At 34.2% G+C, this 16543-nt stretch carries 15 protein-coding genes; 8 read left to right on the forward strand and 7 right to left on the reverse strand.

Going from position 1 to position 16543, the window contains the following annotated elements:
• Positions 1 to 4 precede the first annotated feature (4 nt).
• On the reverse strand, positions 5 to 682 hold the full coding sequence (locus tag EHC72_RS18200) for a response regulator transcription factor (protein ID WP_131539140.1): 678 nt from the start codon (positions 680 to 682) through the stop codon (positions 5 to 7).
• A gap of 192 nt (positions 683 to 874) precedes the next feature.
• Between EHC72_RS18200 and EHC72_RS22740 the strand changes: the two genes are divergently transcribed.
• Positions 875 to 1039 (forward strand): hypothetical protein, encoded by a 165-nt coding sequence (locus EHC72_RS22740; RefSeq protein ID WP_165585865.1) that lies wholly within the window; start codon positions 875 to 877, stop codon positions 1037 to 1039.
• A 106-nt stretch (positions 1040 to 1145) separates the two neighbouring features.
• On the opposite strand, the gene EHC72_RS18205 is transcribed toward EHC72_RS22740, so the two are convergent.
• Positions 1146 to 1895 carry a DeoR/GlpR family DNA-binding transcription regulator gene (locus EHC72_RS18205; protein WP_131539141.1) on the reverse strand — a complete coding sequence of 250 codons (750 nt, stop codon included), beginning with the start codon at positions 1893 to 1895 and terminating at the stop codon, positions 1146 to 1148.
• Positions 1896 to 1976: 81 nt separating this feature from the next.
• On the opposite strand from EHC72_RS18205, the gene EHC72_RS18210 reads away from it, so the two are divergent.
• Entirely contained in the window at positions 1977 to 2540 is a 564-nt protein-coding gene (locus EHC72_RS18210; RefSeq protein ID WP_131539142.1) for a 5' nucleotidase, NT5C type, read from the forward strand.
• Positions 2541 to 2621: 81 nt separating this feature from the next.
• Here the strand turns inward: EHC72_RS18210 and EHC72_RS22745 are convergent, their stop codons facing one another.
• Entirely contained in the window at positions 2622 to 3593 is a 972-nt protein-coding gene (locus tag EHC72_RS22745) for a M57 family metalloprotease (protein WP_165585866.1), read from the reverse strand.
• A 469-nt stretch (positions 3594 to 4062) separates the two neighbouring features.
• Between EHC72_RS22745 and EHC72_RS18220 the strand changes: the two genes are divergently transcribed.
• The gene (locus EHC72_RS18220; protein WP_131539143.1) at positions 4063 to 4959 is read left to right on the forward strand and encodes a LysR family transcriptional regulator; all 897 of its coding nucleotides are present in this window, start codon (positions 4063 to 4065) and stop codon (positions 4957 to 4959) included.
• A gap of 70 nt (positions 4960 to 5029) precedes the next feature.
• Positions 5030 to 5998: a YeiH family protein gene (locus tag EHC72_RS18225; protein ID WP_131539144.1), complete on the forward strand. Its 969-nt coding sequence runs from the start codon at positions 5030 to 5032 to the stop codon at positions 5996 to 5998.
• 58 nt (positions 5999 to 6056) lie between these two features.
• Here the strand turns inward: EHC72_RS18225 and EHC72_RS18230 are convergent, their stop codons facing one another.
• Positions 6057 to 7511, reverse strand: a complete 1455-nt coding sequence (locus EHC72_RS18230) for a hypothetical protein (RefSeq protein WP_131539145.1) — start codon at positions 7509 to 7511, stop codon at positions 6057 to 6059.
• 532 nt (positions 7512 to 8043) lie between these two features.
• The gene (locus tag EHC72_RS18235; RefSeq protein WP_131539146.1) at positions 8044 to 8523 is read right to left on the reverse strand and encodes a hypothetical protein; all 480 of its coding nucleotides are present in this window, start codon (positions 8521 to 8523) and stop codon (positions 8044 to 8046) included.
• A gap of 1964 nt (positions 8524 to 10487) precedes the next feature.
• Between EHC72_RS18235 and EHC72_RS18240 the strand changes: the two genes are divergently transcribed.
• From EHC72_RS18240 to EHC72_RS18255, 4 genes are all read left to right on the forward strand, one after another.
• Positions 10488 to 11000 (forward strand): hypothetical protein, encoded by a 513-nt coding sequence (locus EHC72_RS18240; protein ID WP_131539147.1) that lies wholly within the window; start codon positions 10488 to 10490, stop codon positions 10998 to 11000.
• Positions 11001 to 11272: 272 nt separating this feature from the next.
• Positions 11273 to 11737 carry a hypothetical protein gene (locus tag EHC72_RS18245; protein WP_165585867.1) on the forward strand — a complete coding sequence of 155 codons (465 nt, stop codon included), beginning with the start codon at positions 11273 to 11275 and terminating at the stop codon, positions 11735 to 11737.
• Entirely contained in the window at positions 11725 to 12495 is a 771-nt protein-coding gene (locus tag EHC72_RS18250) for a sensor histidine kinase (protein WP_131539149.1), read from the forward strand. The genes EHC72_RS18245 and EHC72_RS18250 overlap by 13 nt, the downstream gene beginning before the upstream one ends.
• Positions 12492 to 13109 carry a response regulator transcription factor gene (locus tag EHC72_RS18255; RefSeq protein ID WP_131539150.1) on the forward strand — a complete coding sequence of 206 codons (618 nt, stop codon included), beginning with the start codon at positions 12492 to 12494 and terminating at the stop codon, positions 13107 to 13109. The genes EHC72_RS18250 and EHC72_RS18255 overlap by 4 nt, the downstream gene beginning before the upstream one ends.
• A 57-nt stretch (positions 13110 to 13166) precedes the next feature.
• On the opposite strand, the gene EHC72_RS18260 is transcribed toward EHC72_RS18255, so the two are convergent.
• Together EHC72_RS18260 and EHC72_RS18265 are read right to left on the reverse strand one after the other, a co-directional pair.
• Entirely contained in the window at positions 13167 to 14615 is a 1449-nt protein-coding gene (locus tag EHC72_RS18260; RefSeq protein WP_131539151.1) for an amino acid permease, read from the reverse strand.
• 163 nt (positions 14616 to 14778) lie between these two features.
• Entirely contained in the window at positions 14779 to 16539 is a 1761-nt protein-coding gene (locus EHC72_RS18265) for a Kelch repeat-containing protein (RefSeq protein WP_131539152.1), read from the reverse strand.
• Positions 16540 to 16543: the final 4 nt, after the last annotated feature.

A 16543-nucleotide genomic window follows, 5' to 3' on the forward strand; every position in this document is an offset into this window, starting at 1 on the left:
TCATCTATTTTAAAATATACCCCATGTTTATTTTGGTGTGGATCAATTTTCTATCAAAGCCCTTTTCTATTTTCTTGCGTAAAAAATTAATATACACATCAATAACATTTGTACCTGTTTCAAAGCTAATATCCCAAGCTTGTTCTGCTATAAATTGCCGAGAAAGTAAACGGTTAGGGTTGCGAAGAAAAAGCTCTAGTAAAATATATTCCTTCGCTGTTAAATCAATAGGGATACCTGCTCTTTTTACTTCCTTGTTGTAGGTATTAAGGCATAAATCTTCGAAACACAACTCGTGTTCATTTTTTAAAGTTTGGGTTTCCTGTCGCCTCAGTAAGGCCGCAACTCTTGCTAATAATTCTTTTAAATGGAATGGTTTTACCAAATAATCATCAGCACCAGTTTCAAGGCCGGTAACTTTGTCATCAATGGTGCCTAGTGCCGTTAACATCAAAATAGGTGTTTGCCGATCGCTCTTTCTTAGTTGTTTGCAAAGATCCAACCCATTTATTCCAGGCATCATAATATCTAAAATTAACAAGTTGAAAGTTTGGGAAGAAAATAATTCCAGTGCATCCATGCCGTTGTTTACAACAACAGTTTCATAGCCATTTTCTTCCAGTGCAGATTTTAAAAGAGATGCTATTTTGATGTCATCCTCTGCGATTCCTATTTTTAGCATAGTAACAAAAGTAATTATCTATTTTAGAAAAGCTACGAAATATATCTCCGCTCTAAATATTGAACAAATCACAACAACTTATAATAATCGATGGATCGAAATTGTACTTACAGATTAAACTTTCTTACAACCTGTAGTGATTATTTATTTTAAATAGTTGCTTTATAGTGTTAAAAAGTAGGTTTAAACTTAATGGGAAGATTATTTATTGAATTTAATCAGGAAAATGTAATTTTTTATAAAATGATTTCTCTACCTTACAGAATGGGAGATACAGTAAATTTTATTCTTGGAGTGGTATTTATTCTTGGTGGTTTTAGCGTTTTCTGCGTAATATTTGGCAGTAAAAAAGGGTAAAATTTTCGAAGTTTTTAAGATTTAAATGGTAATTCAGTTGGAATATTTTTCCTTTTGAATTAATTTCTAGTAAAATTGTTTTTAGCAAATAGGGTAGGATTTTTTCTTACCTGATTTCTATACCTGCACCAATATATGCACTTAAATTAACCGATTTTGGATCAGCTTCTGTAATGATGATGTTGAGTGAATTTGCTGCACAAATATAAAACGAGTCAGATGTTCCTAACTTATCAGAAGTTGAAAGCGCAATGGTGCATTTTGATGTTTCTACCATTACTCTCTTAATCAAACTATCTTCATATTCTGCACCGGTAACGCCTAAGTTTAAATCAATACTGCAAATTCCTAATAAACATAAATCAGCCCTAATGTTTCTAATGGCTTGAATGGTTTCATATCCTGTAGTAGAAAATGAAACTTTATTTAGCATACCACCAATAAAAAGAACTTCTATTTTTTCATGATCTTCCAGAACAGAAGCAACAGGAAAGCTATTTGTAACTACTGTAAGGGCAATATCTTTTGGTAAATTTGATACAACAGCAAGGGCAGAAGTGCCTGAATCTACCAGTAAAACCATTCCTGGTTTGATGTACTCCAATACCTTTTCAGCAATTATTTTTTTATGTGCAACATCAATATTCTGCCTGTCTTTAAAATGAATAGGCATAGAAGAACGCTGGATAGCACCCCCTCTAACAGCTTTAAGCAACCCCTTATCAGATAATTCTTTAATATCTCGTCGTACCGTATCCTCTGATACCTTAAGCACCTTGCTAATTTGATCAAGTAATACTTTCTTATCTTTTAATAAATGTTCGAGGATTAAATCCTGTCTTTCTGCCTTTATCATTAAACAAATATAAAAATTAATTTTTGCGATATAATGCAATATTTTGCAATAATTAATATATTTGTTGCAAATAATTGCAAAATGAAAGATAAGAAACCAACAATTGCTATAGACATGGACGGTGTTTTGGCAGATATAGAAGCCCAATTTATAGAATGGTACTATAGAGATTATGGCGTTTTAATTACCCGCGAAGAGATGCTTGGCAAGCCTGAACCTGAGGCTTTTCCTGATAAAGATGCCATTTGGAGGTTTATAAACACAGCGGGGTTTTTTCGCACTTTGCCAGTAATGCCAAATGCTGTTGAAGTAGTAAAAGAACTGATGCAACATTTTGAAGTTTATATTGTAACGGCTGCAATGGAATTTCCTCTTTCACTTTTTGAAAAATTTGAATGGTTAAAGGAGCATTTTCCTTTTATATCCTGGAGAAATATTATTATGTGTGGTGATAAAAGCGTAATTGATACCGATTATTTGATTGATGACCACTGCAAAAACCTCGATTTTTGTAAAGGTAAAGCCATTATGTTCAGTGCAGCACATAATAGCAATATCGATAGGCATGAACGGGTGAACAGCTGGAATGAGGTTAGCGCTTTATTTCGATCCGTTAGAAATTTGGCTGAAAATGAAGTTGTATAATGAATAGTTTTTGCAATTATTTGCAAAAAAATGGGTAGCCGATTTCTCCGCTACCCATTCTATAAGATCAAATATGGTTCGTTATTTTACTGGATAAAGTCCTTTAATCGCAACCAAATCATAAGTAGTAAATGGGCGATTGGTGCCATCTGAACAAGCCAACATCCACGATTTTGGATCAGGGTTTGAAGGTGTTCCTGGTATTAATATTGCACCCGGACTATCGTTTGCAGTGCCATTCATATCACTAATAATAAAACTTAAATCCTCTTCATTCTCTAAATTACGTGTAGGATATAGTTTTTTGTATTGCTTTACGGTAGCTGCACTAAAGGATGCACCACAGCTATATGCTCTGTTCATGTAATCAGTATGTCTAAAACCGATTGCATGGCCTATCTCGTGCGCAATTACTGTGGCTAACAGGTTGTTATTATTGTAATTAGCGTTATATACAACATTGCTTAATTTAATTGGCGAAGCAGGGTTACCGCCGCTAGGAAAACCAGCAGATTGACCTAGTATTGTACCTCCATTTGATGCAGTACCTAAATCGGCTCCATTAATAACAATGTCTGCGGTTTCTGTAGAAGCAGCCCCTAAAAGTCTAAAAGTTAATTTAAGCTTAAGGTCGTTATAACGTTTAATGGCTTCGGTTGTAGCATTACTAAATACAGTTTGAGAAGCACCTGCATCTACCTTAATTTTCAACTCTCTTGAAGTATTCACACTTACAATATTAGTTGTTCGGTACTGCTCTGTACTGGTTTTATTGTTTCTTAAATCGCTTACAATGGCCTGTTGATTAGCAATGTTTTTTGCATCCAAAAAAATATCACCCTCTACAAGATATCCACCATCTTTTTTGATCACATTAAAGGGCGAAAAGCCTGCTTTTGCAATGGCAGATAGTTCTGTTTTTGTTAACTCCGTTGTTTCCTCCTCGGGCAGAGTGTTTGAATTATTGTTTTTTTTGCAGCTGATGGCAACAGCGGTTCCAGCTAGGAAAATAAGCAGATAGCTTAGTTTTGATTTTAATAAGTTAGTTTTCATGGGGTAATGGTTAGTTAGAAATTTATTTTGAATTTGATCTTATTGCATAGGCGTAGTAGAGGTTAAAATTTAGATGAAAAAAATAATGACTATTAAAAAAAACGATATTTTGTTTTGTTTTTTGGTGGATTTAATAATACGATTAGTATTATTTGAAAGGCGGTTTTATCCCATTGTATTTTAAAATTAAGGTAGACAACATTTCTTTTGGGATGATTAATCAAATTTAGGGTAACTTTTTATTTACAAAGTATCAATAACGGTTTTTTACATGAAATTAATTTTGTAGTTGTTGTAGCTTGTTTTTTGTATGATTTTACATTAGTTTTTTACACGAAAATATTTGCTTAATTGTAGAAACTTATATTTAATAATATTTATGGGCTGTAATATGGCAGGTTAATCATCTTCTACTGATGAGAATTAATATCTTTATGTTTTTCTTAAATAAAAATTCGATTCTTAATTAATGGCAGATTTTCGATTAGAGGTTTTTTATACAGTTGCTAAAGAGTTAAGTTTTAGCAGGGCTGCTAATCAATTGTTTATTACCCAGCCTGCAGTAACCAAGCATATAAAGGAATTAGAAAAGCAGTATAAAAACAAGCTATTCGATAGAAACGGGAACAGAATAAAGCTTACCGAAGCGGGCAAAATTTTATATAAGTATGCAGAAAATTTATCTGCGATATATAGAAATATTGAGTTCGAAATGTTGGCTTTAGTACAACAGCAGGAGGGATTGCTGCGGCTAGGTGCAAGTTCTACAATTGCTCAATATGTAATTGTACCATTAATTGCAGATTTTAAAAATCGTTTTGAAAAAACTAAAGTGCTACTCATTAATGGTAATACCCAACAAATAGAAGAAGCCATTTTAAATAAGGATATTGATATTGCCATTGTTGAAGGGCATATAAAAAATCAGCAAATTAGTTATACCGAGTTTATTAAAGATGAGATTGTGTTGGTATGCAGTAAAACACATCCACTTGCTCAAAAAATAGAAATTAAACCAGAAGAACTTCTTAAAGAGCGATTTGTATTAAGAGAACAGGGTTCTGGTACGCTTGATGTAATTGATTATGCTTTAAAAGAAATTGGCTTAAATCTCTCAAATCTTAATGTAGATGTCCATTTAGGTAGTACAGAAGCGATAAAGTCTTATTTATCATTTTCGCCATGCTTAGCTTTTATTTCAGTGCATGCCGTAGCTAAAGAGCTGCATAATGGCGATTTAACCATTATAGATGTAAAGGGTTTAAGCATTGAGCGTTATTTCTATTTTATCTATTTACACGGCATGCAGGATGCTTTAAGCCAAACTTTTTTAAGTTTCGCCATCAATCATTATAACCTGAGGTAATGAAAGATTAATATTTGGTATTTGATTGGTTATTAAACAAACATGTCCTTTGTACAACAAAACAAAGAATATGAAAACGTTTAAATCTATCCTAACCAGTAGTTCTTTAAAGCTACCTTATGGTGCAAATAAAATTATTTTTTTAGCAGGGGCAGGCTTATGTCTTTTTCCAATTATTACGGCACCAGTTGCCTTAGTTATGGGTATATTTTATGCTCAAATTCTCAAACATCCTTTCCCGATATATAACCATAAGGCTACAAATTTTCTGTTAAAAATATCTGTTGTAGGTTTAGGCTTCGGCATGAATATTACAACTGCTTTGCATGCAGGGCGATCTGGATTTTTACTAACTGTTTGTTCAATTTTATTGGTATTAAGTGCGGGTTATTTATTAGGAAAATTGATGAAAAACGATCAAAAAACTTCGTTTCTAATCTCTGCCGGAACTGCAATTTGTGGTGGCAGTGCCATTGCAGCAATATCACCAGCAATTAATGCCGAAGAAAAACAAATTTCTGTAGCCTTAGGTATTGTGTTTGTTTTAAATGCGGTTGCTTTATTTGTTTTTCCAGTTATAGGGCATGCGTTTAATCTTACTCAAACCCAATTTGGCATGTGGTGTGCAATTGCCATACACGATACCAGCTCGGTAGTAGGGGCAGCAAATAGATATGGTGCGCAGGCTTTAGAAATTGCGACAACAGTAAAACTTGCCCGTGCTTTGTGGATTGTACCCTTAACATTTTTAGCCATTTTATTGTTTAAAGGCAATCGCTCTAAAGTACAAGTGCCTTATTTTATTGGTCTTTTTATATTGGCCCTGCTTGCAAATACTTACTTCTCATCCATCCATTTGTTGGCGCCATACGTGGTGTATTTATCAAAAATAGGCTTAACGCTAACCTTATTTTTAATCGGAAGTGGCTTATCCTTCACCATTTTAAAAAGTGTTGGTTTAAAGCCTTTATTGCAAGGATTAATTCTTTGGATTATAATTTCTATAACAGCGTTGATGGCTATACTTTGGTTGTTTTAGTTAAAAAAAAGCATCCTAAACTTGGATGCTTTTTTAAAATGAAAATCTCAATATCTTGTTAAAACTTATATTGCAAAGCGATGTAAGGTTTAGGTGGCCATGTAAACTGATATTGTAAATCTTTTTCAATATCATCCGTTCCTGATATCTTATCGCCAACCTTAAGTTTATCTAATTCTTTTATCCACGTCATTGCAATACCACCAGATACGGCCAATCTTTTAAGTCCGTTCGAATTAATACGTATACCTGCACCTGTTAAAAATGCTGGAATACCAGTATTAATACCTGCGCCGATTTGAAAAAATGGATGTAAGTCTGATTTTTCAATGAAGTAATTAAAATTAATCATTGTAACAACATTAAAGTTTCGAAGCCTATTTTCTGTAGGCGTTCCAATAAACTGCTGTCCGGTTGCATCCGTTACTGTTCCGTAAGTATTATATTTTATAAATGTAAAGGCTGTACCAACGTAAACTTCAGGTATAAAACGATTAAACTCTCTAATCCTTAAAGTCTTTTTTAACTTATCTTTTGTTGCCGCCGCAACAATTTCCTGATCGTCGGATAGTTTATATCCAGTTTCTTTTAAAGAAACATCATAGATAGAAATTTTACCATCTGCTGGTAATGCATTATTTAATTGGAAACACCAGCTTAATCCTGAAGCATTGCCACCTTTACTGGCTGTTTGTTGCGCTTTTTTAACCAGATTGAATACTGCTGTTAAATTATCAAGCCTCTTTTTCTGCTCGTTATTCGCAGCTGATAACTTATCAAGAACGCCATTGAAAACATATTTTTTTACATAAAGATCTTCATTTGGACATTCATAAGATTTAATTTCATCTTGTAGTTCATTAATTTTTTTTTCAATTGATGAATAATGATTTCCAATAACACTAATTCTTATCGCTATGTTTTTAACACTATCTATTGTTTCTTGCTCATTTATGAAATCAAGTTCTTTTAAATCTTTGAAAATGGTTATTTGACTTGTTTTTTTATCAATTTCGAGTAGTTTTTTTATCGAATTCAGCTCTAATATAATTGTTTCCGATTTTGCGCATGCACTAGCTCCCTGTCCAGAATCCAGGGTGCCCAGGTTTTTAGTTACTGTTTTAAGTTTGTCTGAATCCATTGCTGTTTCAAGAACATCGCCAATAGAGCCTAAAGCCTTTGTAGCGGCTTCTCTAACTGGATCTACTACTAATGTGCTTACTCCAGTATAGCTATAATTTAAAGGATTTACTGGGCGCATATAAAGGTTAATGCCATTGCCTTGTATTAAGTAAATTGTGGAGTCTTTAACGGGTAGAAAATTTGCTGCATTTGTTTTGTCTTCAAGGCTTTTACCTACATAAACTTTAAAGTCGTTTTGATCGTAGTAGAAGAAGATTTTTTTATCTGGTTGGATTTTAATTCCGTGTTCCAAAACATCTCCGGCGGTTTGTGCCATCGATATATTACACCAGCATACTGCCAGTATAAAAATTGAGCGTAGAGTTTTCATTTTGTAAAGTGATTTTGAGTTTGTTTATTCAAAATTACCTACTATGCCTGGCGGCAAACAATACCTCCTTAGTGGTATTATTATAGAAATTGGTGGTATTTTAGTTAATACTAAATATTGTTAACTAGTGATTTACGTTTAATTGGCTTCAAAAAAACATACACTTAAGGAGAGAACCTATAATTTGCTCTTTTGCACTATTGGGCTAAGGTTCTAAATATATAATTTGAGCTTCCTAGAGCACCCATTAGGGTTATTAATTTATAATTTGGCGTTGTGTAACCATAAATTATAGGTTATAAACCGAAACTTTTTGGTTACTAACCGCTCCGATAGGGGTCAGGATATATGTGTTGGGGTTCTATACTGTTCCGTTTAGGTTCTTTACATATAATTTGGGGTTGCTTAACGTAAAACTTGAGGTTAAGTACCCCAAATTTACGGTTAGGAACCCCTCGGTTGGGGTTTAAAATTACTCCGTTGGGGTTAACAACCGCAACGGAGCACTTCAGCACCTATCCAGACTAGTATTTTATAGGTTGGTACTGGTTTGAGCAGGTTTCGTTCTACCAAAAAACTGTTTCAAGTCGTTAAATTTAATTTCGTATGCATCGGCGCCTGTACCAGCCATAAAATTGGTATAGCCATAATCTACAAGTGCCGCCTGATAGTTATCATAATCGTGCAGTGTTTTAGCATTATGTAATCTGATCGTAATGCTCTCCAATCTGGCAATTAAACTTTCCATTAATAAACGGCTGCTGTAATCTCTGGCAAACTCAGCCCAATCTACCTGCGTAGTACCCAATTGTGGTTGGCTTTGTTGGTAATCCTGCACTTTATTTACAAGTAGTTTATTTTGCTCGTTAATGCTACCGTATTTTTGGCGTTCTTCTGCAACCAGGTTGGTTGTAATTAAGCTTAATGAATCTTCAAGCTTTGTTAAAGCATCTTTTGCGGCTGTAACTGCATCTAATGTTAAATGCGTGTTGTTTAAATTGGTAATTGGCATGTTGTTTCTTTAAATTATTTATTTGTATGATTATTTTGCTGCCTTTTACGCATGGCCGGCTTTAGCGAAACTGGAAACCCCAGTATTGGTTATCTTAACAGAACGTTTGCAACCGCTTTGCCTAATTTTTAATGATATGAAAGAATTGTAATGATTGTAAGTAATTAAAAGGGACAATGTGGTGTAAGTATTTGTAATTATTAAATACGAACAGAGATTAAAAATAAACTTACAGTTTGTAGGGTGATTCGGTATGTAAAGTAATGTTAATTTTTGTTCTTTAATTAAATATTGAAATTAAATTAATTAATAAGCGCTTGTCCTTTAGTATTAGTTGGAAATAATTGCTTGTGCTTCGCAAAGACGTAACGAAATATTATGAACCGTTTTTATAACAATACGCTTAACACCCTAACAAATCCAAAGTACTGTTTTTTGTTAAGCTTTCAATCGGCATGGTCAATTATTCGGGAAGCACGATCAAAGCCCACCCACTGCCTTAAACAGAAAAATTGCGAGCCGACAATTTTTGGTTCTTTTTGTTGTCAAAAAGAATAAAGCCCCCGCGGCTAGCGGAAAAGAAATGCATGAGAATTACATTAAAACCATATAAGACATTTAAGGCTATCGTTTTTTTGCGAATTGAAGCAATGGGAGGCATGAAGCAATACATGCTAAAATCATAATTATCCACTGTTGGGTAAGATTGCTTCGTGCCTCGCAAAGACGGTAAAGAAATATTATGAACCGTTTTTATAGCAATACCCTTAACACCCTAACAAATCCAAACCACTGTTTTTTAGTAAAGCTCTCCATCGGCATGGTCAATTATTCGGGGAGTACAATCAAAGCCCACCCACTGCCTTAAAAAGAAAAATTGCGAGCCGACAATTTTTGGTTCTTTTTGTTGTCAAAAAGAATAAAGCCCCCCGCGGCTAGCGGATAAAAGAAATGCATGAAAATTATATTAAAAGCATATAAGACATTTAAGAACATTTAAGGCTATCGTTTTTTTGTGAATTAAAGTGAGAGGGAAAGCAATACATGATAAAATCATAATTATCTACTGTTGGGTAAGATTGCTTCGTGCCTCGCAAAGACGTAAAGAAATATTATAAACCGTTGTTATAGCAATACGCTTAACACACTAACAAATCCAAACCACTGTTTTTTAGTTAAGCTTTCAATCGGCATGGTCAATTATTCGGGGAGCACGATCAAAGCCCACCCACTGCCTTAAACAGAAAAATTGCGAGCCGGCAACTTTGCTTCTTTGGTTGCCCAAAGAAGAGAAAGCCCCCGCGGCTAGCGGATAAAAGAATTGCATGAGAATTATATTAAAACCATATAAGACATTTAAGATCATTTAAGGCTATCGTTTTTTTGCGAATTGAAGTGAGGGCGTGAAGCAATACATGATAAAATCATAATAATCTATTGTTGGGTAAGATTGCTTCGTGCCTCGCAAAGACGTAAAGAAATATTATAAACCGTTGTTATAGCACGCTTAATCCACTAACAAGTCCAAACCACTGTTTTTTAGTTAAGCTCTCCATCGGCATGGTCAATTATTCGGGGAGCACGATCAAAGCCCACCCACTGCCTTAAACAGAAAAATTGCGAGCCGGCAATTTTTGGTTCTTTTTGTTGTCAAAAAGAATAAAGCCCCCGCGGCAGCGGATAAAAGAATTGCATGAGAATTATATTAAAACCATATAAGACATTTAAGATCATTTAAGGCTATCGTTTTTTGTGAACTGAAGTGAGGGCGTGAAGCAATACATCATAAAAAATTATCAATAAGGCTATTTATTATAGAGCAGTTTGCATAGAAAAATATACCACTGTAGGGGTATTGTATAACTCTCGTTTTAGATTGATTTTTGGTTAAGCTAAAGATTTAAATAGAGATAAGGCACTTGTGTTTTTATTATAAATAATTATAAACCTTAAAATAAATTAACATGTCAAATTCAATTGAAGAAAAATTAAATGTTACTGCTTGTGATCGTATGGCGGTAAATTTAGAAAATGCAGGTAATTTTATTTCCTCGGGCACGGCGGAAGCCTATTTGAAAGAATATTTCCAAACCGAACGTATTCCTGATCCTAGTGATGAAGGATTGATTTATGGGCACACATTTGGTTTAAACAAGCTTAAAACATTATTAGCCAATATTGATAAATACAATGATACGGCTGCACAAAATGAAGATATTAAAGGTATTCGTATTTATTACGCTTATTCTCAACGCAATGATGCCGACTTCCCTCTGGATCCAAAAGATGGTTGTTTTAAAGATTTATTTATACTACCAGTAAAGTGTGATGGCACCGACTTTTATGATGTTAAGGATGAAGTATCTTTAAATGATAAAAGTGCCCGGGGGGAAGAATTTATTCTTGGTGAGTCGAGACCTTGCCCAAACCAATGTGGGTTGACTTTATACGAACAAAAGAAGAAAAATTATATATAAATCTGTTAAGCAAAAATAAAGAACGTCATATTTTATCTATCTTCAAATGTTTATAAATCAGAAGATAAGAGTAAATATTGCGTATGGTAAGCTTTAAGGAAATCATTTTTTCTATATCTTCAATATCTGATGTATCTGAATCCTTACCGTTAATCTGCTGGATTTTTTTCGCTCAAAAAAAGATGCCTTATAATTTAATAGGCATCTTTTTCATAATATCTGCATCGCTTAAAATTTTTAGTTTAGTATTGGCAGAATTATACTTTAACAGTATGCCGGTATATCACGTGCTGGCTTTTGTAGAAATATCATTGGTTTATTGCTTTTACAGTTACCTTATTCTCAGGCGTATAAATTATTGGGGTATTGTGGTTTTATTGGTGTTTAATGCTATTAATACACTTTTTATACAAAATATTTATACGTTTAACTCTGTTGCGTGGACATTAAACATGCTTTTATTAATCATTATGGGTTTGCTTTATTTTCATAAACTATATCAGGATGATGAAGATTATACCCCGCTAGAACAAAGACCAGTATTTATTATTGCCGCGGGTTTGCTAATCTATGCATCAGGGTCGTTATTTACCTATTTAATGGGTACAGAAATATTATCTGGCAAGCCAGAAGGTTTTTTTAATAATGCCTGGGTATTTCAATCGGTTTCCAATATTTTAAAAAATATAATCATCAGTTATGGCTTATTACTAACCCGTTTACAATGTCGGAACTGATTTACCTCATCCTCGGAACTTCATCAATGGTGTTGATGATGATTGCCATTATTTATTTCGTATACATTTATCAACGTAAGCTTTCTGTTAAAGCCAATGCATATCGTGAGATAGAAAAATTAATGCAACAGCAAGAACTTCAATCAGTTTATTCTTTAATAGAAGCGCAAGAACGAGAACGAAAACGCATTGCAGAAGAATTACACGATAATGTTGGTGGCTTACTGGCTACGTTAAAAATATATAGTGATTTGGCTGTAGCAAAGGAAGATTTTGAGGAGATTAAAACGCTAAATAATAAAATTAATGTTTTGACAGAAAACCTTGGTGATGAAATTAGAAAGCTTTCGCATGCATTGGATTTAAGAACTTTATCTGGTTTTGGGTTAAAGGTTGCTGTAGAGCAGCTTTGCGAAGCGATTAGCGATTCGGGTAAAATAAAGGTAACAGCCATTGTAGATTTGGCGCAACCTATTGCCGAAGGCATTTCCATACAGCTTTACAGAATTATTCAGGAGTTATTTACCAATACTTTAAAGCATGCCATGGCTACAGAGGTAAGGCTGGAAATTAGTTTGATAGAAAAGGAAATTACCTTGATTTATGAAGATAATGGTAAAGGTTTTGAAATGAATAATGTTTCTAACGGAATGGGAATTAGCAATATAAACTCTCGTGTTGGTTATGTTAATGGCAAACTTACGTTCGACTCTACCAGTAATGGAACGACTTATATTTTAGAATTAGGTAATTTATGAACGAAACAACTGTTTATATAGCCGATGACCACGCGATAGTGGTTGATGGATTAATTGAGATTTTAAAGGCACAACCGGCATTAAAAATTATAGGTAAAGCAGCAGATGGTGAGGCATTGATTAATTTAATGCTGAACAGGCGTGCAGATGTGGTGATTATGGATATAAATATGCCTAAAATGAACGGCATACAGTGTACAGAATGGGTTAAAAAGAATTACCCAACAACTAAGGTGATTATTTTAACCATGTTTCCTGAAAAAACTTATGTAAACCAATTAATTAAAGCAGGGGCAGATGGTTGTTTACTTAAAAGTAGGGGAAGTAAAGATCTTTTGGATGCCATTGAAAGGGTGATGAGTAGCAAATCTTATTTTGATAATGTTAATGATTTTCTTGAGCCAAACAACCATCCTGTATACAATTTAAGCGAAAGGGAAATTGAAATTATTAAGTTAATTGTAAATGGCTTAACAAGTGCCAATATTGCTGATAAACTATTTATATCTGAGCATACTGTGAAAACTCACCGTAAAAATATTTTTAAAAAAATGGGTGTAAATAGTGTTAGTCAGCTTACAACATTTGCCATTAACAACAAACTTTTACCATAAAAAAATGCCTGTAATTACAATTAAACTACAGGCATTTTTAGGCTTAACTATTATAATTTAAGCCTGCTTATTTTGAATTTTTTGCTTTCTTTTATTCACCACTAAATAACATAGGTATAAAAGGATTAACCAGCCTGGAATTAGCTCTACAGAGATTTTTAATCCTGTTATCCACATCATTACCAATATGCCTACTAAAAATATAAGACAGATATAATTTGAAAGTGGATAAATAAAAGATGGGAATTTGGTTTTAATGCCAGCTGCTTGTTTTGCTTTTTTAAATTTTAAGTGTGTAATACTTATCATTAACCAGTTAATAATAAGAGAAGAAACCACTAAAGACATTAAAATTTCAAGTGCTTCTTTAGGAATCAGTTTGTTAATAATAATGCATATGGCAGCAAATAATCCTGATACTAAAATTGCTTTAACAGGAACATGGCTTTTGTTTAATTTAGATAAAAAAGCAGGGGCATTACCTTGTTCTGCCAAGCCATAAAGCATGCGGCTATTGCTATATACGCAACTGTTGTAAACGGATAATGCAGCTGTTAAAACAATCAAATTAAGCACATTGGCAATTATGCTGGTAAAATAAATGGTTTTGCCTGCAAGTGTAAATTGAAATCCTTTTAAGCTTTCAAAAACCATTACAAAGGGGCTACTATCTGTTGTGATGCTTTTCCATGGAGAAAGTGAAAACAAAATAACCAAGGCGCCAACATAAAAAATAAGGATTCTATAAATTACCTGGTTGGTAGCTTTAGGGATTGTTTTTTCTGGTTGTTCAGCTTCTGCAGCAGTAATTCCGATTAATTCTAAACCACCAAAAGAAAACATAATTAAGGCAATTGCGGCAAATAAACCCTGGTAATGCCCTTTTCCATCGTCATTTAATAAGCCTTTGGCAAAAAAGCCACCATCATTCCAAAGGTTGGTAACCGAGGCATGTTCTCCGCCAGAGCCGCTTAATAATAAATAAACGCCAAAAATAATCATGGCAATAATTGCAACTACTTTAATTATGGAGAACCAAAATTCGGCTTCGCCATAAACTTTTACAGAGGTTAAGTTTAAAGCATTTATGGCAACAAAAAAGAATAAACTTGATGTCCATAAAGGCACTTCGGGCCACCAGAAATGTACATAAATTCCAATTGCAGTTAATTCAGACATGCTTACCAAAATATAGAGTACCCAATAATTCCAGCCAGATGCAAAACCAGGAAAAGAACCCCAATATTTATATGCAAAATGACTAAAACTGCCCGAAACTGGTTCTTCTACAACCATTTCGCCAAGCTGGCGCATAATAAAAAATGCAATAATGCCGGCAAGTGCGTAACCTAAAATTACAGATGGACCAGCAAGTACAGCCGCAGGGCCTATACCTAAAAATAAGCCAGTACCAATGGCACCACCAAGGGCAATTAATTGGATATGCCTGTTTTGTAAACCCCTTTGAAGCTTTTGCTTTTCAGGCTTTTCGTTTTCTTCCTTCAATGTAGTATAAGTTGATCTGATTAAATTTCCAACAAAAGTGTAAACTTATATTCATTCCTGCCATTAAAAAGCAAAAAATATTCATTTAAGGTTATCATTTTGTTAAATAAAAAACCCACCATAAATTTCTTTATGATGGGTGGAGCATTAATTATTAAAAATTTTACTTGGCGTATTTATAAGCTACGGTTTTATTATCTGCAGCAATACTAGCCACTAAATAAATCGTTCCATCGGGAGCTACCTGCATATCAAATTCGTTAACTTTTTCTTTAATTACCTTTCTTTCGGTATTCCAGTTGTTGGTTTCCTTATTAAAGGTTTTTACAGAAACTGAAGATGCATTTGCATAAGCGAAATACAGCACGCCATCACCATCAACTAAAAGAACAAATTTATCCTTCTCGCCACCGCTTGATACTGGGCTACCAAGTTCTTGCCAGGTACCTGCTGATTTATTGAATTTCATTACATGGTTTAACCTACCGGATGAAGGTGCAACCTGAAAGGCGAGGTAAGCTTCGCCATTTTTATCAATAGCAATGCTTACGGTTTGAAAACCCACCATCCCATCAGGAGCTGTAAAGGATGTTTGCCCAACAGCACTCCAAACGTTATTATCGTATTTATATAGTGATGGTTTATTTACACCGGTACTTCTATCCATTATGCCCACATAAATTTTTCCATCCAAGCCTCTGATAATCTGATCGTAAAAAACAGTTATGCCACCTGGAGGGGTAATTGCATTCCATGATGAGCCATAATTGGTTACATATAAACCTCTGGCAGGAACACCAGATGCATCTGTGCCGTTTTTAGCCATCGCTATTGTTGGAACATCGGTTGAAGATAGCGCAAGTGATAAATAATCAACTTTAATAGGGGTAAAGCGACTGGTACCCACAACTGTCCATGCGGAGCCATTAAATTTTTGAACCGTTGCTTTTTGATCGCCGTTTAGGTAATCTTTATAAGCAATATATGGCACACCTTCGGTACTAAAAGCAATTCCAGGTACATCAGCTCTAAAATCAGAAACACCGGTTGCAGGGCCAACATTTGCCCAGCTTGAGCCAGAATAACCAATTACCGCTATTTTTTTATTATCGGTAGGAATTGCGACACCGTCTTCATCTTTTCCGCTGCGCTGATAAATGAAATAAGGATAATTAGTAATTGGATTTACCGCTATTTTTATGCCTACAGCAGTAGTTAATCCAGTTAAATTGGCACTCATTAAACTCCATTGCCTTCCTAAAATTGATATTGAAACTGTATAATTTAAGGGCGCTGGTAAGGATGATTCTGTAAAGGTATAAACCACTGTATTGGTAAAATCGTTAGGTGTTTTTTTACTCTCTTGAGTGGTTGTATTAACTTTTAGGATTGCGCCAGTAGAAGTTTCAAAACGGGCAACTAATGTGGTTAAATTAACAGTTTCTGGTAGGCTAACCTGCACAGCTAAACCTTTAATAATACCAATATAATCAGTTGTTAATGTAGGGTTATCCTCTTTATAAAACCCGAAAGCTTTAAGTGAAACCTTTTTATCTACGCTTACGGTATAGCTTTTTATGCTTTTATCTTCTGCCTTAACATTATACTTTATTGGGTTTGTAAAGTTTTGTTCTGATATGCCACTTTCCTGTACTTGGTTTCCTACCATAACAATTGTACGTTCATTGTTAATGGTAAAGCTTGCTTTTAAGTCGGTTACATCTATATTTATGGGTAAGGAAACCACAATTTCATTGTTAGAAATTACGCCATTATATTCTTTATCTACACCAAGATCATCCTTTACAATAAATTTAAAGGCTACAATATCTTTACTGTAAGAAAGCGGATTCTTTTTGCAAGCTCCGAATATGCCCACCATAAGGAGCAGGAATAGTGCTGTTTTAGTTTTAATATTTTTCATCGGT

The organism is Pedobacter nototheniae (assembly GCF_004335085.1).
Classification (GTDB): Bacteria; Bacteroidota; Bacteroidia; order Sphingobacteriales; family Sphingobacteriaceae; genus Pedobacter; species Pedobacter nototheniae.